This is a genomic window from Bradyrhizobium sp. 6(2017), from assembly GCF_011058295.2.
GTDB lineage: Bacteria > Pseudomonadota > Alphaproteobacteria > Rhizobiales > Xanthobacteraceae > Bradyrhizobium > Bradyrhizobium septentrionale.
This window is the reverse complement of the sequence record NZ_CP049289.2, coordinates 1,309,410-1,330,032: the sequence shown is the minus strand read 5'-3', so window position 1 is coordinate 1,330,032 and position 20,623 is coordinate 1,309,410. Positions and strand designations below refer to the sequence as shown.

The window sequence follows — 20,623 nt, the reverse complement described above, 5'->3', positions numbered from 1 at the left end:
AGCGTGTTCTGCTAGCCCATCGGTGCAATGGCTGCAAATCCCCTCAACTCCGAAACCGCCGACGGCGACCTCTGGGTGTTCGGCTACGGCTCGCTGATGTGGAAGCCGGGCTTCGAGTACCTCGAGCAGGTGCCGGCGCGGCTGATCGGCGAGCATCGCGCGCTTTGCGTCTATTCCTTTGACCACCGCGGCACGCCGGAGAAGCCCGGCCTTGTGCTCGGGCTCGACCGCGGCGGCGCCTGCCGCGGCATCGCGTTCCGCGTCGCCGCCCGCCTGCGCCACGACACCATCGCCTATTTGCGGGCGCGCGAGCAGACCACCAATGTCTATCGCGAGGTGATGCGCTCGGTGTGGCTGGAGAACGCGGCGCGCGATCGCGTCAGTGCGCTGGCCTATGTGGTCGATCGCGGCCATGTGCAATATGCCGGGCGGCTGTCGCTGGCCGAACAGCTGCGCCTGGTGCAGCAGGGCCACGGTCGCTCCGGCAACAACCGCGACTACGTGCTCTCCACCGTCGCCGCGATCGAGCAGCAGGGCTTTCGCGATCAGCCGCTGCATCAGCTGGCGGTGATGCTGCATGATGCGGGCGCGACGCTGCATCGCGACGCGCGTGCGACGGGCGGGGTTGATCCACGCTGAGGCGCGGTGGGACGGCAGCATTGATGAATCAGGCCGATCTCGTAGGATGGGTGGAGCGTAGCGATACCCATCAATTGCATCCGCGCAGTGAGGTGATGGGTATCGCTTCGCTCCACCCATCCTACGCAAATCATCCGCGCAGCCGCTGCTGCGATACCTCCCCGTCAGCGGCACGATCGGGCTTTGTAAACGGCTTGTTGCAAGATCGCACTTTTCCGGCGCGCGGCGCGGTGCATCCGGCAAATCACGGCAGGGGTGTGGCAGCGCCCTGTGACATTTAGGCTTTTGCATCGCGGCGCGGACAGATAGAAGCTGAGCCGCAAACATCGCTCGCTGATGCAATGAACCTCTCCGCACCCTTTGTCCGCCGGCCGGTCGGCACCACGCTGCTGTCGCTTGGGCTGGTCGTGGCGGGTATCATTGCGTTCTTCAAGCTGCCGGTGTCGCCGCTGCCGGATGTCGACATCCCGACCATCATGGTGCAGGCGACCTTGCCCGGCGCGAGCCCGGCCGATGTCGCTGCCACCGTGGCGAGCCCGCTCGAGCGGCACCTCGGCCAGATCGCCAGCGTCACCGAGATGACATCGACGTCTTCGCTCGGCTCGGCACGCATCACGCTGCAATTCGACATCGAGCGCGACATCAACGGCGCGGCGCGCGACGTGCAGGCCGCGATCAACGCGGCGCGCGCCGATTTACCGACCAACCTGCGCGCCAACCCGACCTACCGCAAGTTCAACCCGGCCTCGGCGCCGATCCTGATCTACACATTGACCTCGGATACGCTGACCCCGGCCGAGCTGTACGACGCCGCCTCCACCGTGCTCGCGCAAAAGCTGTCGCAGGTCGAGGGCGTCGGCGAAGTCTCGGTCGGCGGCGGCTCGCTGCCGGCGGTGCGGGTCGAGTTGATCCCGCCGGCGCTCTTCAAATACGGCATCGGGCTCGAGGACGTCCGCGCCGCGCTCAGTAGCGCCAATGCCCACAGTCCGAAGGGCGGCATCGACGTCGGCGACCAGCGCTACCAGCTCTACGCGAACGACCAGGCCAGGAAGGCGGCGGACTACAGGCCGCTGGTCGTCGCCTATCGCAACGGCGCGGCGGTGCGCCTGACCGACGTCGGCGACGTGATCGATTCCGTGGAGAACGTCCGCACGCTTGGCCTTTCCAACGGCAAGCCGGCGGTCGTGATGATCGTGTACCGGCAGCCGGGCGCCAATATCATCAAGATGGTCGACAGTGTGAAGGGGCTGATGCCGCAGCTCAAGGCCTCGGTCTCGAACGCGATCGACATCACGCTGGCGATGGACCGCTCGAAGACGATTCGCGCCTCGCTGCACGACGTCGAGATCACGCTCCTGATCGCCGTCGCGCTGGTGATCCTGGTCGTGTTCGCGTTCCTGCGCAACGCGCGCGCCACGCTGGTGCCGGTGGTGGCGGTCGGGGTGTCGCTGATTGCGACCTTCGCCGTGATGTACATGCTCGGCTACACGCTCGACATCTTCTCGCTGATGGCGCTGACGGTGGCGACCGGCTTCGTGGTCGATGACGCCATCGTGGTGCTGGAGAACATCACCCGCCACATGGATGCCGGACTGTCGCGGCTGGAAGCGACGCTGGTCGGCACCCGCGAGGTCGGCTTCACCGTGCTGTCGATGAGCGTGTCGCTGATCGCGGTGTTCGTGCCGATCCTGTTGATGGGCGGCCTGGTCGGCCGCCTGTTCCGCGAATTCGCCATGACGATCACGATCGCGATCGTGATCTCGCTGGTGGTCTCGCTGACGACGACGCCGATGATGTGCGCCGTACTGCTGCGCAAGGAGCAAGGCCAGCCGCACGGCCAGATCTACCGGATCAACGAGCGCTTCCTCGAGCTGATGCTGAGCGGCTACCGCGCGACGCTCGGCCTCGCTTTGCGCCACCCCCTCTTGGTGATGCTGATCCTGGGCTGCACGCTTTATCTGAACGTCCATCTCTACACGGTCGTGCCCAAGGGGTTTGTGCCGCAGCAGGACACCGGACTGCTGATCGGCTCGATCCAGGCCGACCAGAGCACCTCGTTCCAGCTGATGCAGCAGAAGCTGACGCAGTTCATCGACATCGTCAAAACCGATCCGGCGGTCGATACCGCGGTCGGCTTCACCGGCGGCGGCGGCGTGGGCCCCGGCGGCGGCACCAATACCGGCACGGTGTTCGCCTCGCTGAAGCCGATGGACCAGCGCAAGCTGCGCGCCGACAAGGTGATCGAGCGGCTGCGCGAGCCGCTCGCGACGGTGGCGGGCGCCACCTTGTTCCTGCAATCGATCGGCGATCTCGGCGCCGGCGGCCGTTCGGGCAACGCGGCGTATCAATACACGCTGAAGGGCTCGACCTTCGAGGAGCTGAACGAGTGGACGCCGAAGCTCGTCGCCGCGCTGCAGAAGGAGCCGACGCTGGCCGACGTCAACACCGACCAGCAGAACAAGGCGCTGCAGGCCAATCTGATCATCGATCGCGACGCCGCCTCGCGGCTCGGGATCACGGTCGCCCAGCTCGACAACACGCTGTATGACGCCTTCGGCCAGCGCCAGGTCTCGACCATCTTCGTCGCGCGCAACCAGTATCACGTGATCATGGAGGTCGCGCCGCGCTTCTCGCAGGATCCGCAGACCCTGAAGGAGGTCTATATCTCGACCTCGGGCGGATCGGCGAGCGGCACGCAGTCAACCAACGCGGTGGCCGGAACGGTCGCCTCGTCGTCGCAGAAGAGCTCGGTCAGCTCTGTCGCCGCCAATGTGGTGCGCAACCAGGCGACCAACTCGATCGGCGCCACCGGCAAGGGCGTCGCCTCGACCGGAACCGCGGTCTCGACCAGCGCGGAGACGATGATCCCGCTGTCGAGCGTCGCCCGCTTCGAGCACGGCGTGACGCCGCTCGCCGTCAACCACCAGGATCTCCTTGTCGCCAGCACCATCTCCTTCAACCTGGCGCCGGGCACCTCGCTGAGCACCGCGACCACCACGATCGAGAACGCGATGAACGCGATGCACGCGCTCGGCATGCCGGCGGGCATCAATGGCGGGTTCGCCGGCTCCGCGAAGATCTTCCAGCAGGCGCTGGCGAACGAGCTGTTTCTCATTCTCGCGGCGCTGGCGACGATCTACATCTCGCTCGGCATGCTCTACGAGAGCTACATCCACCCGCTGACCATCCTCTCCACTTTGCCCTCGGCCGGCGTCGGCGCGGTGGCGGCGCTGATGCTGTCGCACACCGATTTCGACATCATCGGCATGATCGGGGTGATTTTGCTGGTCGGCATCGTGAAGAAGAACGCGATCATGATGATCGACTTCGCGCTCGACGCCGAGCGCCAGCGCGGGCTGTCGTCGCGCGACGCGATCTACGAGGCCTGCCTGATGCGGTTCCGCCCGATCATGATGACGACGCTCGCCGCCTTGTTCGGCGCGGTGCCGTTGATGATCGGCCTCGGCGAAGGCAGCGAGCTGCGCCAGCCGCTCGGCATCGCGATCTTCGGCGGCCTGATCCTGAGCCAGATCCTGACGCTCTACACCACGCCGGTGGTCTATCTCTATCTCGACCGCACCAGGCTCTGGAACCAGCGGCGGCGTGCCGCGCGCCGCGCACGCCGGGCTGCGGCGAGCCCGTCCTGACCTGCCATCGTTGACAGACCCGCGCCGATCTTGCCAACCTGCCGCGAGGTGGCAGGCGCAAGGAACCAAGCTGTGACTCCAGCACCGGAAATCGCCGCGTCACGCTAGTTCAACACCGGCGCCCCCCTGACCCTGGCGGCGCTGCGCGGCCGCCCGGTTCTGCTGCACGCCTTCCAGATGCTGTGCCCCGGCTGCGTCGCCCACGGCACGCCACAGACCCAACGCGCGTTCGAGCTGTTCAAGCATTCGGATTTGCAGGTGATCGGGCTGCACACCGTGTTCGAGCATCACGCGGCGATGACGGAGGTCGCGCTGGAGGCCTTCATCCACGAATACCGGCTGACCTTTCCAATCGGCGTCGACAAGGCCGGCGACGGCACGCCGATCCCCGTCACCATGCAGCGCTACGGCATGCAGGGAACGCCGACCAGCATCCTGATCGGCCGCGACGGCAATATCGTGCATCACGGCTTTGGGCAGCAGAGCGACATGGCGCTCGGCGCGATCATCGCAGCCGAGCTCGCCGCGCCGCGCGGTTGACGCCCCTGCCCGGCTGCAACCTATGCGCAGCCCTTGCACGCGGCAGCGTTGTGACGGCGTCGCGAAATGCGTGATACCGTTGCGCCAACCAGAACCGTCGCCCTGCGGGAGGATCTCATGAAGACCTATCAGCTCTATATCAATGGCCAGTATGTCGACCCCGCCAATGGCGAGTGGTTCGACACCATCGACCCCTATCGCGGCGAGGCTTGGGCGAAGATCCCGCGCGGCTCGGCCGCCGACGCCGACAAGGCGGTGAAGGCCGCCAATGAGGCGATGTGGAACGGCCCGTGGGCGAAGATGACGGCGTCGGCACGCGGCAAGGCGATGCGCAAGCTCGGCGACCTCGTCGCTGCGAACGCGGAACGTCTCGCCGAGATCGAGGTGCGCGACAACGGCAAGCTGATGGCCGAGATGCTGGGCCAGCTGCGCTACCATCCGGAATGGTGGTGGTACTTCGGCGGCCTCGTCGACAAGCTCGAGGGCGGCTTGGTGCCGATCGACAAGGCGGATACCTTCGCCTACACGACGCATGAACCGGTCGGCGTCGTCGCGGCACTCACCGCATGGAACTCGCCGCTGCTGTTCGTCGCCTGGAAATGCGCCGCCGCGCTCGCCGCCGGCTGCGCCGTGGTGGTCAAGCCGTCGGAATTCACCTCGGCCAGCACGCTGGAGTTCGCGGCGCTGACGAAAGAGGCCGGAATTCCCGACGGCATCTTCAGTGTGGTGACCGGCTTCGGGCCCGAGGCCGGCGCCGCGCTGATCTCGCATCCCGGCGTCGCAAAAATCACCTTCACCGGATCGGATACGACCGGCGCAAGAGTCTATGAGACGGCCGCCAAGAGCCTGAAGCGCGTCTCGCTCGAACTCGGCGGCAAGTCGCCCAACATCGTGTTCGAGGATGCCGACCTCACGGCGGCTGCGGCCGGCGCGATCTCCGGCATCTTCGCCGCGACCGGCCAGACCTGCATCGCAGGCTCCCGCCTCCTGGTGCAGAGCTCGATCAAGGAGAAGTTCGTCGCGCGCGTGCTGGAGCTGGCGAAATCGGCCAAGATCGGTGATCCCATGAAATCCGACACCAATGTCGGCCCGATCACGACGCCGGCGCAATACAAGAAGGTGCTCGACTATATCGATATCGCCAAGGCCGAGGGCGCGCGCTGCCTGCTCGGCGGCAGGCCGGCCACAGGCGAGGGCATCCAGGGCGGCCAGTTCGTCGAGCCGACGATTTTCACCGATGTCGACAACACCATGCGGATCGCGCGCGAGGAGGTGTTCGGGCCGGTGCTGTCGATCATCTCGTTCGACACCGAGGAAGACGCCATCCGGATCGCCAACGACACGATCTACGGCCTTGCCGCCGGCATCTGGACCAAGGATCTCGCGCGCGCCATCCGCGTGCCGAAGCAGCTGCGCGCCGGCACCGTCTGGGTGAACACCTACCGCGCCATCAGCTACATGATGCCGTTCGGCGGCATGAAGTTCTCCGGCGTCGGCCGCGAGAGCGGCATCGACGCGGTGCGCGAATATCAGGAAACCAAGAGCGTCTGGATCTCGACCGCGACGGACGTGCCGGCCAATCCATTCGTGATGCGTTGAGGGCGTGTTTTGGTCTCGCTTCGGTTCACCTCCTCCATCGGGGGTGAACCGAGTTGCAGTCCGAACACCCCAGGAAAGTTAATGCATAGCCATCGGATTTCCGCCGTCCACGACAATCGTTTGTCCCGTCACGCTGTCCATTCGGCAATAGGCCACCACGAGCTGAGCAATGTCATCGACGCTTCCGGTTTGTCCAAGCACTGACTGGGCGCGCGCCATCTGCCGCATTGCTTCGGGCACGCGCTCGGCCATGCGCGTTCCTTCGACCAAGCCGGGGGCGACACAGTTGACGGTCACTTCGGGCGACAATGTAACTGCCAGGCAATGCGTAAGATGGATCAATGCCGCTTTGCTGACCGCGTAAGCGATACTGCTGCCACCTGGTGCAACCCCGGCAATTGACGCGATATTGACAATGCGACCAGCCTTGTGCCGCCGAAGTTCAGAGGCAAAACCCCGCGCGAGCAGAAATGGTCCGCGAAGATTCGTTTCAAGAATCCTATCCCAGATCTCCGGCGTTAGCGCGTCGAGCTCCTTGAACGGGTGCCGACGTTCCACGCGGCGTTGTTGATCAGAATATCGATCCGGCCAAAATGGCCGGCCACGGCTTTGACGCATGCATCGATCGATTGGGGATCCCGCTGATCAAGCTGCACCGCCTGGCTGCGCCGGCCAGCCATCCGCAGCGCCTCGACCAATTCACCCGCGCGCGTCGCTTCCGCTACGTAGGAAACGGCAACGTCCGCACCGGCGGTGGCGAGAGCCTTGGTAATCGCCTCTCCAATTCCACCCGACCCGCCGGTGACCAATGCGACTTTTCCGTTGATATCCATGGCTCCCCCTCGTTCGCACGAACGGCAACGCTCAGGGTCAAAGATACACGTTTCAACGGAACCGGCAAAATTGCGCCTGAATGTCATCATGCGGCATCACCCTGCCGCCCGTGCTCGGCAATGCAAGCATCTGGTTGGCGGCCTAGGCAGGCAGCGGCCAGGTGACGTCCCTACCCTTCAGTTCCTTGTAGCGTCGGGTGTGGGCGCGGATGCTTCCGAGATCCGACATGCCGCGCGACAGCAGGTCCCGGTCGAGCCGCGCGGCGGCATCGATCGCCGTCATCGTGGTCGCCTGGAGCGCGCGCTTCGAAAACGCGTAGGCCGTGTAGCAATCCGGCGGTACCAACGCCGCCCAAGCGACGGCCGCGTAGAGCAGCTTGTCCGGCGCGACCGTCTGCTGGACGACGCCCAGTCGCGTCGCCGCGGCGAGATCGTAGACCTGACCAAACAGCGTCAATTCGCAAGCCGATCGCGGACCGATCGCATGCTTGATGATCTCACAGTAAATAGCCGGCATCGGGATGCCGATGGGTACCTCGTTCAGCGCGAACTGCAGCGGACCTTCGCTGGCGATCCGGTGATCGCAATCGATCGCGGTGATGAATCCACCTGCATAGGCATGGCCGTTGATCGCAGCCACCGTCGGCCTCGGATACGTGAAGAGACGGAGGTTCGTCGCGCGATATTCTTCGAACCAAGCATCGATCTCCTTGATCGATTGGCGCGCGAACAACGGGAAATGATGGTCGAGGTCGAGGCCCGCCGTGAACACCGCGCCCGATCCGGTCAACACGACGGCGCAATCGGCGAACTCGGATTCCAGGCGATCGAACGCCGCGTGTAGGTCGGCGAAGAAAGCCGGATTCTGCGCATTGACCTTGTTGGTGTTCATTGTCACTACGGCAACGTGCGGGTGCTTGCGTTCAATGATCCAGGGCATCGGTCATCCTATGGTTGCGAAAGATCAGGCAAGCTTGAACAGACGCCGCGCGTTGTCGGTTAAGAATGCCGAACGGGCGTCGACGCCGAGTTGGAGGTCGTCGAGACCGGCGAGGCACTCACCTGCGGGCCAGAAGGGATGGTTGGACCCGAAGAGAACCCGATGCCTTTTGTTGCCGCGCATATACCCGACGAGATCGGACGGGTAGCGGCTGACCTTGTAGGCCGATGTGTCGATGAAGACGTTCGGGTACTTCATGACGAGCGATAACATCTCGCCGAGCCACGGTACGCCGATATGGCCGCCGAGAATACGAAGCTCAGGAAATTCGAGCGCGACACGATCGAGATAGGGAATGGGACGCCCCGGTTCGGATTCGCGCAGAGGCCCCGCGTGTCCGACCTGCGTGCAGAACGGGATGTCGAGTTCGCAGCACTCCGCGAACAGAGGATAGTACCGGCGATCGTCCGGCGGCAGCCCCCACACCCAAGGCAGAACGCGCAGTCCCTTGAAGCCGTCTCTCTTCACGCGCAGCCTCAACTCTCGTACCGCGTCCATCGGGCGGAAGAGATCGACCGAAGCGATTCCGACGAAGCGGTCAGGGTGAGCCTGGCAGTGTTGGGCGACCTCGTCGTTACTGATCATCGGCCCGCCCGGACCGTGCCAGCCACAGAGCATGCCCATAGAAACGCCTGCACGATCCATCTCGGCAAGCGTGTCTCCGATAGGGGGCGCCGTTTCCGACCATTTGCCGGGTCTCCACCGACGCAACGACTCGAACATCGGATCCCCGATCCAGGCGGGATTCGGATGCTGCATCCAGGCGTCGATGATCATTCTGAGCTGCCCGCGTCTGACGATGGATCGAGGCGACGGCCCGCGACCTGCCAGCGTGAAAGGCGAACCTGCTCAACCGGACTCGGTCGTGGTCCCGAGTGGCCACACCGCCATCACTAGACGCGAGGATCGTTCGGCGTCTTGAAGAAATCGGACAGCCTGCGCACGGGGCCTGCCCCACGCCTGCCGGAACGCCCCGGGCGTGACACCGGCGTGTCGCCGAAACTCTCTGGTGAGGTGGGCCTGATCGAAAATCCGAGATCAGATGCAATCCCCGACAGACCATCGCCTCCGGCCGCGATTTCGTAGACCGAGCGACGGAAGCGCTGCACGGCAAGAAAACGCTTGGGCGGACAACCGGTCGACGTTCGCACTCGCCTCTGCACCGTCCGGACCGATTTACCGACATGGCCCGCCAGGTCGCTCACCCGACCATGCGGCGCATCCAGCGGGTCGCACCCCAGAATCGAGGGGGGCCTGGCCTTCCGCGCGAGCGCGAGTAACATCAGATCCACGCTGTCGAGGATGTCAAAGCACGATGGACTGTCCCGGACGATTCGCGCCAGCGCATCGCGACACGCGACGATCGTCGGATTGTGGACGCTCGGCGTTCCCGGCCAATTCGGTTTCAACTTGACGCCGACGATCCAACCGAAGAACGCCCTTCCTTTTCTTCTGCAATCGAGGCTCGGCTCGTTGAAGACCACTTTGCCGGCCGAATCGCCTTCCCGGAATACGAAGGCAAGCTCCTTGAGCGGGGAAGCGAATGATATCCGGCTTTCCGTCAGCCGCCCCCGGTCTTTCAGGATATAGATCGAGTCCACAAAGGCGGCCTGATCGTCGCGCGGTGCGAATTCAGCGTAGAACGAGGGATGGGCGAAGACGCTGTCTTCGCCTTTGTCCGTTTTGATTGGACTAACGGTCATCAGTTTTCGACGCTTGATCGGCAATTTCTTGGTTCGCTGTTGAATGCACTTACGACTGATCTATCATACACCTCCGTAGCGGCAGTTTAAGCGCAAAGCCGCCGGCGTAGAACGTAGCCCATTGGTTCGCGATGAAGCTCGCATCAGCCCCAGGTCGGCTCTTCTGACAAGCAGCTGCTCGCCGGCACCGTGCGGGTGAACACCTCGCGCGCCTTCAGCTACATGATGCCGTTCAGCGGCATGATGTTTTCCGGCGTCGGCCACGAAAGTGGCATCGCCCTTGTCCGCGGTCATTGAACTGGTCGTTGCGAAAGGTCCGCCGGTCGGCTAAGTTCTGCCTCACGAAGAGTCTCCGTGCTCATTCGTCCTTTCGCGCGACTGGCGAGCCAACGTGGAATTGACCACGGTGAAGCGCGAAGGGTTTCAACGCCGATCGCCTGGGCAACCCATCTGCTGGAAAAACAGCGTGTTGAGGAGCCCGAGCATGCCGTCGTTTCGCAACGAACTGTCCATCAACGATCAAGAGATCGCCGCCGCCCTTGCGGGCGAAGAGCACCGTCAACAGGACGGCGTCGAACTGATTCCGTCCGAGAACTACACCTACCCGGAGGTGCTCGAACTGCTCGGCTCCGTCTTCACCAATAAATATTCGGAAGGGTATCCGGGACGCCGATACTACGGCGGCCAGCAGTATACGGACAACATCGAGAACCTCGCGCGGCAGCGGGCCTGCTCGCTGTTTCGTGCCGAGCACGCCAACGTTCAGCCGCTTTCCGGATCACCGATGAATCAGGCCGTCTATCTCGGCCTGTTGAATCCCGGCGACACCATTCTCGCCATGGACCTGTCCCATGGCGGTCATCTCACCCACGGCGCGCCGGTGTCCCACATGGGGCGCCTGTTCAACTTCATTCGCTACAAGACGGCGCCGTCAAACGGCGGCGCGATCGATTTCGACGCATTGCGCGCGATGGCGCGTGACGCGCGCCCGAAGATGGTGTTGTGCGGCTACAGCTCCTATCCGCGCGACCTCGACTATGCGGCATTCAAGAGCATTGCCGACGAAGTCGGCGCGCTCACGATGGCCGACGTCAGCCATTATGGCGGACTGGTTGCCGCTGACGTCATGCGCAATCCGCTCGATGCCGGCTTCGACGTCATGACGACGACATCCCACAAGTCGCTGCGCGGCCCCCGCGGCGGGATCATCCTGTGCCGCAAGGAACATGCCGGCCGGATCGATGCTTCGGTGTTTCCCGGTTTGCAGGGCGGACCTCACATGAACGTCGTGGCCGGGATTGCCGTGACGCTCAAGCGAGCGGCGACGGCGGATTTCCAGGCTTATGCGCGGCGGGTCTTGCGCAACGCGAAGGTGCTCGCCGGCGCGCTGATGGAGCGCGGGATGAAGCTGGTCACCGACGGGACGGACAATCACATGATGGTCGTTGATACGGCGGCATCCGTCGGGCTGGACGGGCGGGCCGCCGAGGACGTGCTCGATGCCATCGCCATCACCACCAACAAGCAAATCATTCCGGACGATCCGCGCCCGCCGCTCAGGCCGAGCGGCGTTCGCCTCGGGACGCCGGCGGCGACCACGCGCGGCATGGGGGAAGCCGAAATGCAGCGTATCGGCGGGTTCATAGCGGCGGCTCTGCGGGCGAACGGAGACGATACGGTCGTCGCGCGCCTCAGGTCGGAATGCACGGAGATGTGCCGGGCTTTTCCTGTTCCGGGCGTTGTGTCCGGGTCCGCACCGAACTGACCGGCGGCACACCGGCAACCGCAATTTGGCGCGCAGATGCGCAGAACGGAGTTGGGCGCCGGCGCCCAACTTCGGATGCGCCCATCAGGGATTGCCGACCTCGAAGGCCAGCAGAACGTTGCCGGGCAATCCGCTCCACTGCGCGTAGCCGGAATTGACGTACAGCATGTGATCCACAACGATCGGGCCGGGCCCGTCCATGGCACCGCCACGGGCCGCAACGCCATTCACCGTGGTGTAGTCGCGGGCGGTGTCGATCTCCCAAAGCAGCCGTGCGTCATCGGTTGCATAGGCGCGCAAGAAGCCGCTCACGCCGCCCGAGAACACGACGCCGGGAATGACAGTGATCGCGGCCGACAGCGCCGGGCTGCACTGGGGGCGGTCGCCACAGGCCACCGGCGCGACCTGCATCGTGATCTTCCCGGTCACAAGATCCAGCCCGAACAGGCCGCCACCTTCGCTTGAATTCAGACGCCTCGTGCCGTCCCTTAGAAACCGCACGTCCGAATTGGCGACATAGATCCGGTCCTGGTCCGCAGCCGAGCCCCATTCGGTCCCGCCCAACGGGCCGCCCTGGCCGATCCGCGTCTGCCACAGGATCTTGCCCTCATGGTCGGGATCCAGCGCATGGACCACGCCGGATTTCTGGCCGATCACCAGCGCGCGTTGCCCGCTGCGCAGGCTCACCAGGATGGGCGATTGGCCGAAGTCGTGGTCGGGGCCGCGACTATCGGGACAATTCGACTGGTCGGCGCCGAAACACGCAACGACGAAGCTGTCCCTGGGCGTGGCCTGCTGATGCCAAAGCATCCGGCCGGTCGCCAGATCGAATGCGAGGACGGCATCGCTCGTGTCGGTTGCCGGGTCGGCATAGCTGTTCGACGTCGCGACATAGAGCGCCTGGCGCTGCACGTCGATCGTCGGCGCGGACCAGACCGACGCTCCGGCCGGACCGAACAGCTGGGTGCCGATGGCGTTCGCCTTGGTCGGATGCGGCGCTTCAGGGATGGTGTAGCTCTTCCAGATCTGCGCGCCGGTCTCGGCGTTGAGCGCAACAACGCTGCCGCGAAACGTGCAGCATTGGTAGGTCGGCCGCGACCCCGTGGCCTCCTCGATCGATGAAACCCCGACATAGACGACGCCGGAATGGAAGACTGGCGCGCCGGTGATCCGGGCGGCCAGATGATCGTCGGCCCTGCTCTTCCAAATCAGCGCGCCGGTCACGGCATTCACGGCGTAGACGTTGGCGAACAGATCGCCAAAGAAGATGGCGGGCTGGCCGTTGTCCAGCGGGGCAAAACTGATCGCGGTCCGGACCGCCGCCTCGGTCGGAAACACCCAGCGGGTGCATCCGCTTTTGGCGTCGAGGGCGTGCACCTTGCGGTCGCCGCCGCCGACAAACAGCACGCCGCCGACGACCGTCGGCTGAGCGAAGGCTGTGGACGTGTTCGGGAATCCGAACGCCCATTTCAGACGTAATCGGGGGACTTCATCTGGCGTAAGGCCGGCCGTTGCCGCCGGCTGAAACCGGCTGTTGTTGAGATCCGCGCCCCAACCGTTCCACCCTGGCCCATCGATCGGTTGTGGAAAGCCGGCCTCGCTCGGCGCGCATTGGCCCGCATTCTCAGTCGACGCATGCGACGCGGCCTTGCCGGTGACGAGCGAGGCGACCGCCGCGCGCTCGTCACCGGTCAGCCCCTGCGCGAAGGATGCCATCGCGCCCGTGGTGATCGCACCCAGAACCTCGTCGAACGATTTTGCCTGCAGCGCGGCGCGGCTCGGCACGCGACTATCCGCGTTGCCGCTGTCGTGGCACTGCGCGCAGCGTTGCGCGTAGAGCGCGGCGGCGCGTTGCTGCGCTGTCGCCGGGAGGCAAGACCAGATCAGGATGACGGCCGTCGCAGCAACCAGTTTCATCGTCGTTCACCAGCGTTGCTGTTGATGACAAGAACGATGGCAGCCTAGCAGAACCCGGATGGTTGCCAATCCCGCCCGATTACCGAGCTAGCCGAGCGACAAGCCGGCGGTTGAGCCGCCGCTTGTGCTCCTTCGTAACCGCCGACCCGGATGACGCCGGCCGCGTCACCCCCCTTGCACACGGAGCCAGCAGAGCTCCGGTCACTACGGACGATCAGTGACCCGCCGCGATCCTGGTTGGACCGCAGACATCGTCCTGCGGGTTTTTGCCGTCGTCATTGCCGCGGCCACGGTCCTTCATCCGGCCATGATCGCCGTCGCAATTGACGGGAGCGAACGACACGCCGCGATAGACCATGCCGAAGGCCGGCGGCACGACGACATCGAAGGCCTCATTCGCCGGAAGCGCCGTCGCCGCCACCTTGTCCGTGATGGCGACCACCAGATTCGGATCGGCGCCGGGCTCGACCGAATTGCTCGCCGTCGACGTCACGGCGAAGATCGTCGCCGTGCCGTTGCGGTTCACGCGGCCGGTGATGTTGCGCAGGCCGCCCGTTGCCGGGTCAGTCGGATATCCCTTCACATGATAGGCCGTGCCGAGGTTCAGCCCCTTCTGCAGCGTATAAGCAAGGCTCCAGCTGCCGTTCGCATAGACCCATTTCTGAAGGCCCGCCGTCGGTGAGGTTGCCGCGTCGGCCAGATTGCCGTCACCCTCCTGGGCGACATAAAGCGTCGTCGCATTGGCAAACCAGATGCCGAAGGGATAGAAGCCGTTCGCGCCGGAGTTCACCGAAGGATTGCTCGGGAAACCCGGAAGAATGCTGAACGCTGTCGAAGAAGCCGTCTCCCGGGTCGGGAGAACTCCCGGCGCGCCGACCTGATAGACCGTGTTGATGCCGTTGCTTCCGCTGCCCTTGGTTACGTAGAGCGTGTTGTCAGAGATCGCGAGACCGCGGAAATTGTCGTCCTTGCCGGACTTGTCCGCGGCAAAGCCCAGCTGGCCGACGGAGAAGCCGAACTGAAAGCCGTTCTTGCTGCCGGGCGTTCCCTGCTGCACGCCAACCACGGTGTCAGAACCATCGCTACCCGGCGTCGCGAGTTGAACGCCGGTGTCATTGACGATCAGCACCGGCTGGGTGCCGCTGCCGTTGCCGGCATTGCCGACCGTGAAATACTGGTCGGCCCGGGTGCCATTGACTTTGTTGGCGCGGATCGCGCCGCGGCCATTGTCGCCGCTATAAACGTTGACCTTGGTCCGGTGCAATGACCCGTCGAAACCGAGTTCCGCCACCACGCGTGCATGCACGCTGGTGTCCGGATTGGTGGGATCGACATGGTTGGGTGAATTGGAGTTGGAAACGTCCAGCTCGTTCACTGCGGCGTCGTAGCCCATGAATGTCACGGCCTTGCCGTCGGGCGACAAATGGAGCGACAATTCGGACTTGGAGCTGAAGCTCGTCACCGCCACGTCCGCCGGCACGGTCAGCGCGCCGATTTCGCGAAGGCGATCGCTTTCCAGATGATACCTCTTGATCACGACCGGCGCAGTCACGCCGAAGTTCGAATCAACAGCCACATTGTTGAAGACCGTCGGATAGGTGCCGTCAGCCACCGCCTTCCCGCCGGTCGGCAGGGTCTGGCCCACGGCGACGGTCGACGGCTTGCCCGCGTAGAGCGCGCCGCTGACGAGCAATTCGTGCGAATTGCCTGCAGTCTGGGAAAAGGCCGGATGGACTGCGAACAGCACCGGTGAGAGAGCCGTCCCCGCGATCAGGCACCGGACAATTGCGCGGCCGATTGTTTGTGGTGTGGAGATTGTCTTGAACATCCGAGAGCCCCCATTTTTTGAAGATCAAAATGGATTGCTCATAAGCGGCGGATCGCAACACTGCTGTGACAGATCTCCGACTGTCGCGTTCACGTTTCGGAAAATGTTGATGCGATCCACCGATGGTTACAGAGGGCGGTTGGCCGGCAATCTTCCGAAACAATAGGGATGGAGATTGAGCGGCCATCCAGCCGTGGGACGTCCGCTTCGGGCACGGCGATTTGTGGAAAGGCTTCCGCCCTAACCCTTCGCCTCGCTCGGCACGCCGCCGAACAATTGCGCCTGCTCGGCACGGCCGGCCTCGACGATGCGGCTGGTGGCGGTCTCGATCTGGTCGCGCAGGCGGGTCATGAACTCGTCGCGCGGCAAACCCGGCGGCAACGGATCGAGGAATTCGACCACCAGCGTGCCGGGATAGCGCATGAAGGTGCGGCGCGGCCAGAACAGCCCGGAATTGAGCGCGACCGGCAGGCACGGCACGCCGCTCTCGCCATAGATCTGCGCGACGCCGGCCTTGTAGTTCGGCACAGCACCGGGCGCGGTGCGCGTGCCCTCGGGAAAGATCACGAGCTGACGGCCAAGCTTCACCTCGGTCGCCGCGCGCTTCAGCGTCTTGATCAGCGAGCGCGGGCCACCGCCACGCTCCACCGAGATCATGCCGACCTTCTTGAGGTACCAGCCGAACACCGGGATCATCATCAGCTCGCGCTTGAGGATGAACAGCGGATGGTCGAAGAAGCGCACCAGCGCAAACGTCTCCCAGAACGACTGGTGCTTCGAGGCGATCACCAGCGGTCCCTTCGGAATCTTCTCGACGCCGCGAAACTCGATCATGATGTTGCAGACCACGCGCATCAGGAACAGGCTGATGCTGGCCCAGGCGGCTTCGAGTGCCATCATCGCGCCGCGCGGCAGCAGCAGCGCCGGCAGCGCGACGATGCAGAGCACGACCAGCACCAGATAGAACAGCACGTTGAAGATCAGCGAGCGCAGGAAGATCGACGTCATTCTCAACACTATCCTCTACACCGTCATTCCGGGATAGTGCGCAAGCACCAGACCCGGAATCTCGAGATTCCGGGTTCGCTTCGCGCCCCGGAATGACGGTGCCTGATACATTAGTTCGCCTGCGCCGTCGCCGGGCGGCGCGGTGCGGCTGCCGGCTCGGCGAGATCGGAGGTCAGGTCGAGGCCGATATCGGCGAGCCGCACCCGGACCTCCGCGGCGACATATTTGGCGTATTCCGATAGCAAGAGACGGAAGGTTCCGCCACTGGTCCACCACGGCTCATCGCGCCATTTGTCGCCCACCACGGCGAACGGGATCAGCGTGACGTCGGGCATCGCATGTGACAGTTCCACGATCGCGCGCGGCATGTGGTAGTTCGAGGTCACCACGATCAGCGATTTGAAGCCGCGCTCGCGCGCCCAGCGCCGCGTCTCCGCCGCATTGCTGCGGGTGTTGACCGCCGAGCGGTCGAGATCGACGCAGCAGCTCATCAGCCCCCGACTGTCGGGCACCGAGCGGGAGATGTCACCGGCGTCGTTGGTCGGGTGCACGCCCGAGATCAACAGCCGCTTGCCGTAGCCTGCGGCGAGCAATTCCATCGCGTCCGACACCCGCGACGAGCCGCCGGTCAGCACCACGATGCCGTCGGCATTGTGCGGCGGGTCGCTCTCGACGCCGCGCAATTGCGAGAGGAAGCCGACAAAGCCCAGCGCCGCGGCAACGAAGCCGAACGCCAGCGGCGCGACGATGACGGCGCGCAGCCAGCCGCGCGGGCGCGCGGCATGGCCATTCGGCGACGTATCGTCGGACTGCAAACTCATGTGATGCGGTTACCCTTCCCCCCGGGCGATTTTAATGCATGAACTGGAAAAGTGGAAACCCGGTTTTGCCGTGACGACGGCTGCGCGAATACGCGCGGGATCACACTCTGGCGGCGAAACGCGATCACGCGACTGACCTCATGGTTGCGCTGTCGTGCGCCGTCAGTCGATGTCGTCGAGCGTGGCGAACAAAGTGCGCCGCGACGCCCAGGCGGTGATCGCCGCGATCAGCACCGCCTGCATCGCCAGCACCAGATAGCCCGACGGGCGCAGCGAGAACGTGCCGAGCAGCGCCGCGAACTGGTCGCCCACCGGCGTGCCGGAGAACCAGTTGGCGATCGACTCGGAGAAGCCGAACGCCAGCATCGCCGCACCGCCGCCGATCAACCCGCCTTCAAGGCCGAGCCGAAGGAAATGCCGCAGGAAGCGGTTGGCGATGTAGCTGTCGCCGGCGCCGACGAAATGCAGCACCTCGACGATCGGACGGTTGGACGCCATCGCGCCGCGGGTCGCAAACGACACCGAGATGATGGTGGCGATGATCACGAGGATCAGGATGCCGACGCCGGCAAACACGGTGGCGCCGGTCATCGAGCGCATGCGCTCGATCCAGGCGCGGTGGTCGTCGACGCTTGCGGTCGGCGCCACCTGCGTCACCCGCGCGCGCAGCGCGGCGAGATCGAGCGTGGTGCCGGGCTGCACCCGCGCCACGATGACGCGCGGCACCGGCAGTTCCTCGATCGAGAGCCCGCTGCCGAGCCACGGCTCCAGCAGCTTGGCGGATTCCTCCTTGCTGAACGGCCGGACCTCGAGAATGCCGGACTGCGCCCGCATCGCATCCGCAGCCGCCTGCGCGTCGCGATCGAGGTCGCGGCCCGGCGAGGGGCGCACCTGGATGGTGATCTCGCTCGACACTTCGGACTGCCATTCGGCCGCGGATGCACTGACCAAGAGCACGGTGCCCGTCGTCAGCGAGGCGAGGAAGGTCATGATCGCGACCACCGCGACCAGCGCGCGGCCCGAGATCGAGGCGCGCGGCACGATCGGCGACATGTTGCGCGCCGTGGCCGGGACCTGCGGGCGTTCGCGCCCGAGATCGACCAACGACACTTTCTCGTCGCCGCTCCTACTCATAGATGTGCAGCCGTCCCTGATGCAGCACCAGCCGCCGCGCCTCGTATTGATCCATCAGCGTGATGTCGTGGGTCGCGATGATAACAGCGGTGCCCGATTTGTTGAGCTCGATGAACAGCCGCAACAGGCGGCGCCCGAGCGTCGGATCGACACTGCCGGTCGGCTCGTCCGCCAGCAGCAATTGCGGCCGCGAGATCACCGCGCGCGCGATCGCCGCGCGCTGCTTCTCGCCGCCCGATAGAATCGGCGGCAGCGCATCCATGCGCTCGCCGAGGCCGACCCATTTCAGGAGGTCGATCACCTCGCGGCGGTAGCTCGATTCGTCGCGGCCCATCACCCGGAACGGCAGCGCGACATTCTCGTAGGTCGTCATGTGGTCGAGCAGGCGAAAATCCTGCAGCACGATACCGATCCGTTTGCGCAGGTCGGCGACCTGGTCCTTGCTCAGCAGCGAGACGTCCTTGCCGAACAGATTGACCAGCCCGCGGGTCGGCCGCAGCGACAGGAACAACAGCCGCAGCAGCGAGGTCTTGCCGGCGCCGGACGGGCCGGTGAGGAACTGGAACGAATGCGCCGGGATCATGAACGAGAGGTCGCGCAAAATCTCCGGGCCGAGCCCGTAGCGCAAACCGACATTTTCGAACCGAACCAATGCGCTAGCTCCGTTCGAGAGGGCCGATGGCCGAGTACCCCATACTGCCGGCCGACCGGCCGCGAACCGCACAGAAAGGTTGTGCGTCAGTTATGGTTTCCGATTCGTTAACGGTCGCTAAGTAGCATCCGGGCATACCACACGGTGGAGATTCGGCTCCATGCATATCGTTTGCCCGCATTGTACAACATCCTACGCCATCAATCCGGCCACCCTGGGGGAGGCCGGGCGCAGCGTCCGTTGTTCCCGCTGCCGGGAGGTTTGGCTGGCCCGGCCGGAGGACGCCGTCGGGGTGACGGCGCCCGCCTTGGCCCATCAGTCCGCCGGCTCCGATCTCGCCGCCGAATGGGACACGATGGGCCGGGAGGAGGCTGACGAGACCCCGGTGGTCGAAAGCCCCTCGATTTCAGCCGATTTGCCCAGCGAGAGCGACGCCACCGCGTGGCCGGCGGTCGCCGCGGCGGATGCCGCTGCCCATGCCGACGGCCAGGAGGTGACCGGAACCAAGCGCCGCTTCCGCCTGCCGCGGCTTCCCCGCCTGTTCCGGCTGCCCTCCCTGCCCCGAATTCCCTTCATGCCCGTGATCGGCGCCCTGCCGACCACCTGCGGCGCCATGGCCGCGCTGATCATCGCGCTGTTCGTCTGGCGCAACGACGTGGTGCGGCTGCTGCCGCAGACCGCCCTGTTCTACAAGATGGTCGGGCTCGACGTGAATCTGCGCGGGCTCGCCTTCAAGGACCTCAAGATCACCAACGAGACCGTGGACGGCAAGCCGGTGCTGGTGATCGAGGGCATGATCGTCGGCCAGACCAGGAAGCCGGTCGAATTGCCGCGGCTGCGCTTCTCGGTCCGCGACGCGCAGGGCGCGGAAATCTATGCCTGGAATGCGGTACTGGAGCAGCCGGTGCTCAATCCCGGCGAGCGCGCCTTCTTCAAGTCGCGCCTCGCCTCGCCGCCGCCCGAAGGCCGCAATATCGACGTACGCTTTTTCAACAAGCACGATCTCACCGGCGGCCGGGCCTGAGCCGCCGGCAAACACTCTCGGAAACCGACCCATCGCCATGACGCGTGTTCTGATCGCCGACGACGAAGACTCGATGCGCTCGCTGGTGGCGCGCGCCATCGCCATGGACGGCCACGAGACCGTGACCGCGCAGGACGGCGCCGAGGCGCTGGAGATGCTGACGCGCGATGAAGGCGCGTTCGACCTCCTGCTCACCGACATCCAGATGCCGGTCATGGACGGCATCGCGCTGGCGCTGACCGCGGCGCGCGACTTCCCGGAGCTGAAGATCCTGCTGATGACCGGCTTCGCCCATCAGCGCGAGCGCGCCTCAGGCCTCGAGGCGATCGTGCATGATGTGGTGACGAAGCCGTTCTCGGTGGCCGATATCCGCACCGCGGTGGCGGACGCGCTGGCGGCGCGGAAGGCGAGCTAGCCGTCATTGCCGGGCTTACCCCGGCAATCCATCTTCAAAATGAGTCTTGCGAAGCTTGATGGATGCGCGGGTCAAGCCCCGCGCATGACGAGGTGCGT

18 protein-coding genes and 1 riboswitch are annotated in these 20,623 nt (G+C 64.9%); of the genes, 7 read left to right on the top strand and 11 right to left on the bottom strand.

The annotated features are described in order from the left end of the window. Window positions 1–27: 27 nt before the first annotated feature. From G6P99_RS06235 to G6P99_RS06220, 4 genes are all read left to right on the top strand, one after another. Window positions 28–639: a gamma-glutamylcyclotransferase gene (locus tag G6P99_RS06235; protein ID WP_029079718.1), complete on the top strand. Its 612-nt coding sequence runs from the start codon at window positions 28–30 to the stop codon at window positions 637–639. A 341-nt stretch (window positions 640–980) separates the two neighbouring features. Beyond that, on the top strand, window positions 981–4,286 hold the full coding sequence (locus tag G6P99_RS06230; RefSeq protein WP_165127546.1) for an efflux RND transporter permease subunit: 3,306 nt from the start codon (window positions 981–983) through the stop codon (window positions 4,284–4,286). 126 nt (window positions 4,287–4,412) lie between these two features. Continuing rightward, window positions 4,413–4,826, top strand: a complete 414-nt coding sequence (locus G6P99_RS06225) for a peroxiredoxin family protein (protein WP_156928472.1) — start codon at window positions 4,413–4,415, stop codon at window positions 4,824–4,826. A 117-nt stretch (window positions 4,827–4,943) separates the two neighbouring features. Then, window positions 4,944–6,425 carry an aldehyde dehydrogenase gene (locus tag G6P99_RS06220; protein ID WP_029079720.1) on the top strand — a complete coding sequence of 494 codons (1,482 nt, stop codon included), beginning with the start codon at window positions 4,944–4,946 and terminating at the stop codon, window positions 6,423–6,425. Window positions 6,426–6,503: 78 nt separating this feature from the next. Here G6P99_RS06220 and G6P99_RS06215 read toward each other — a convergent pair whose 3' ends face one another. The 5 genes from G6P99_RS06215 to G6P99_RS06195 all read right to left on the bottom strand — a co-directional run bounded on the left by G6P99_RS06215 (window position 6,504) and on the right by G6P99_RS06195 (window position 9,985). Next, the gene (locus tag G6P99_RS06215) at window positions 6,504–6,983 is read right to left on the bottom strand and encodes an SDR family NAD(P)-dependent oxidoreductase (RefSeq protein ID WP_165127544.1); all 480 of its coding nucleotides are present in this window, start codon (window positions 6,981–6,983) and stop codon (window positions 6,504–6,506) included. Further along, the gene (locus G6P99_RS06210; RefSeq protein WP_165127542.1) at window positions 6,944–7,258 is read right to left on the bottom strand and encodes an SDR family NAD(P)-dependent oxidoreductase; all 315 of its coding nucleotides are present in this window, start codon (window positions 7,256–7,258) and stop codon (window positions 6,944–6,946) included. Before G6P99_RS06210 ends, G6P99_RS06215 begins: the two co-directional genes overlap by 40 nt. Window positions 7,259–7,400: 142 nt before the next feature. Next, window positions 7,401–8,198: an enoyl-CoA hydratase/isomerase family protein gene (locus tag G6P99_RS06205; RefSeq protein ID WP_029079722.1), complete on the bottom strand. Its 798-nt coding sequence runs from the start codon at window positions 8,196–8,198 to the stop codon at window positions 7,401–7,403. 24 nt (window positions 8,199–8,222) lie between these two features. Further along, complete coding sequence (locus tag G6P99_RS06200) at window positions 8,223–9,035, bottom strand: amidohydrolase family protein (protein WP_035976517.1); 813 nt, start codon at window positions 9,033–9,035, stop codon at window positions 8,223–8,225. A 116-nt stretch (window positions 9,036–9,151) separates the two neighbouring features. Then, window positions 9,152–9,985 carry a helix-turn-helix domain-containing protein gene (locus tag G6P99_RS06195; protein WP_205751477.1) on the bottom strand — a complete coding sequence of 278 codons (834 nt, stop codon included), beginning with the start codon at window positions 9,983–9,985 and terminating at the stop codon, window positions 9,152–9,154. Window positions 9,986–10,325: 340 nt separating this feature from the next. Then, window positions 10,326–10,411, top strand: a riboswitch (ZMP/ZTP riboswitch). A 34-nt stretch (window positions 10,412–10,445) separates the two neighbouring features. On the opposite strand from G6P99_RS06195, the gene glyA reads away from it, so the two are divergent. Beyond that, window positions 10,446–11,726, top strand: coding sequence for a serine hydroxymethyltransferase (gene glyA, locus G6P99_RS06190; protein ID WP_029079725.1), 1,281 nt, complete (start codon window positions 10,446–10,448; stop codon window positions 11,724–11,726). An 84-nt stretch (window positions 11,727–11,810) separates the two neighbouring features. Here glyA and G6P99_RS06185 read toward each other — a convergent pair whose 3' ends face one another. The 6 genes from G6P99_RS06185 to ftsE all read right to left on the bottom strand — a co-directional run bounded on the left by G6P99_RS06185 (window position 11,811) and on the right by ftsE (window position 19,086). Then, complete coding sequence (locus G6P99_RS06185; protein ID WP_029079726.1) at window positions 11,811–13,643, bottom strand: PQQ-binding-like beta-propeller repeat protein; 1,833 nt, start codon at window positions 13,641–13,643, stop codon at window positions 11,811–11,813. A gap of 214 nt (window positions 13,644–13,857) precedes the next feature. Beyond that, window positions 13,858–15,471: a hypothetical protein gene (locus G6P99_RS06180; RefSeq protein ID WP_156928474.1), complete on the bottom strand. Its 1,614-nt coding sequence runs from the start codon at window positions 15,469–15,471 to the stop codon at window positions 13,858–13,860. 240 nt (window positions 15,472–15,711) lie between these two features. After that, entirely contained in the window at window positions 15,712–16,479 is a 768-nt protein-coding gene (locus G6P99_RS06175; protein ID WP_029079727.1) for a lysophospholipid acyltransferase family protein, read from the bottom strand. 110 nt (window positions 16,480–16,589) lie between these two features. Next, the gene (locus G6P99_RS06170) at window positions 16,590–17,300 is read right to left on the bottom strand and encodes a YdcF family protein (RefSeq protein WP_029079728.1); all 711 of its coding nucleotides are present in this window, start codon (window positions 17,298–17,300) and stop codon (window positions 16,590–16,592) included. A gap of 162 nt (window positions 17,301–17,462) precedes the next feature. Continuing rightward, on the bottom strand, window positions 17,463–18,434 hold the full coding sequence (locus tag G6P99_RS06165; protein ID WP_029079729.1) for a cell division protein FtsX: 972 nt from the start codon (window positions 18,432–18,434) through the stop codon (window positions 17,463–17,465). Continuing rightward, window positions 18,427–19,086, bottom strand: coding sequence for a cell division ATP-binding protein FtsE (gene ftsE / locus G6P99_RS06160; protein ID WP_029079730.1), 660 nt, complete (start codon window positions 19,084–19,086; stop codon window positions 18,427–18,429). The genes G6P99_RS06165 and ftsE overlap by 8 nt, the downstream gene beginning before the upstream one ends. Before the next feature lie 160 nt (window positions 19,087–19,246). Between ftsE and G6P99_RS06155 the strand changes: the two genes are divergently transcribed. Together G6P99_RS06155 and G6P99_RS06150 are read left to right on the top strand one after the other, a co-directional pair. Then, the gene (locus tag G6P99_RS06155; RefSeq protein ID WP_029079731.1) at window positions 19,247–20,110 is read left to right on the top strand and encodes an MJ0042-type zinc finger domain-containing protein; all 864 of its coding nucleotides are present in this window, start codon (window positions 19,247–19,249) and stop codon (window positions 20,108–20,110) included. A gap of 37 nt (window positions 20,111–20,147) precedes the next feature. After that, the gene (locus tag G6P99_RS06150; protein ID WP_029079732.1) at window positions 20,148–20,525 is read left to right on the top strand and encodes a response regulator; all 378 of its coding nucleotides are present in this window, start codon (window positions 20,148–20,150) and stop codon (window positions 20,523–20,525) included. The last annotated feature ends 98 nt before the right edge of the window (window positions 20,526–20,623 follow it).

Excerpts from the sequence above, each read along its gene's own strand:
- G6P99_RS06155 (WP_029079731.1), top strand. The coding sequence starts at position 19,247 with ATGCATATCGTTTGCCCGCATTGTACAACATCCTACGCCATCAATCCG.
- G6P99_RS06150 (WP_029079732.1), top strand. The coding sequence starts at position 20,148 with ATGACGCGTGTTCTGATCGCCGACGACGAAGACTCGATGCGCTCGCTG.
- G6P99_RS06200 (WP_035976517.1), bottom strand. The coding sequence starts at position 9,035 with ATGATCATCGACGCCTGGATGCAGCATCCGAATCCCGCCTGGATCGGG.
- G6P99_RS06205 (WP_029079722.1), bottom strand. The coding sequence starts at position 8,198 with ATGCCCTGGATCATTGAACGCAAGCACCCGCACGTTGCCGTAGTGACA.
- G6P99_RS06185 (WP_029079726.1), bottom strand. The coding sequence starts at position 13,643 with ATGAAACTGGTTGCTGCGACGGCCGTCATCCTGATCTGGTCTTGCCTC.
- G6P99_RS06210 (WP_165127542.1), bottom strand. The coding sequence starts at position 7,258 with ATGGATATCAACGGAAAAGTCGCATTGGTCACCGGCGGGTCGGGTGGA.
- G6P99_RS06235 (WP_029079718.1), top strand. The coding sequence starts at position 28 with ATGGCTGCAAATCCCCTCAACTCCGAAACCGCCGACGGCGACCTCTGG.
- G6P99_RS06165 (WP_029079729.1), bottom strand. The coding sequence starts at position 18,434 with ATGAGTAGGAGCGGCGACGAGAAAGTGTCGTTGGTCGATCTCGGGCGC.
- glyA (WP_029079725.1), top strand. The coding sequence starts at position 10,446 with ATGCCGTCGTTTCGCAACGAACTGTCCATCAACGATCAAGAGATCGCC.
- G6P99_RS06220 (WP_029079720.1), top strand. The coding sequence starts at position 4,944 with ATGAAGACCTATCAGCTCTATATCAATGGCCAGTATGTCGACCCCGCC.
- G6P99_RS06175 (WP_029079727.1), bottom strand. The coding sequence starts at position 16,479 with ATGACGTCGATCTTCCTGCGCTCGCTGATCTTCAACGTGCTGTTCTAT.
- G6P99_RS06180 (WP_156928474.1), bottom strand. The coding sequence starts at position 15,471 with ATGTTCAAGACAATCTCCACACCACAAACAATCGGCCGCGCAATTGTC.
- G6P99_RS06230 (WP_165127546.1), top strand. The coding sequence starts at position 981 with ATGAACCTCTCCGCACCCTTTGTCCGCCGGCCGGTCGGCACCACGCTG.
- G6P99_RS06170 (WP_029079728.1), bottom strand. The coding sequence starts at position 17,300 with ATGAGTTTGCAGTCCGACGATACGTCGCCGAATGGCCATGCCGCGCGC.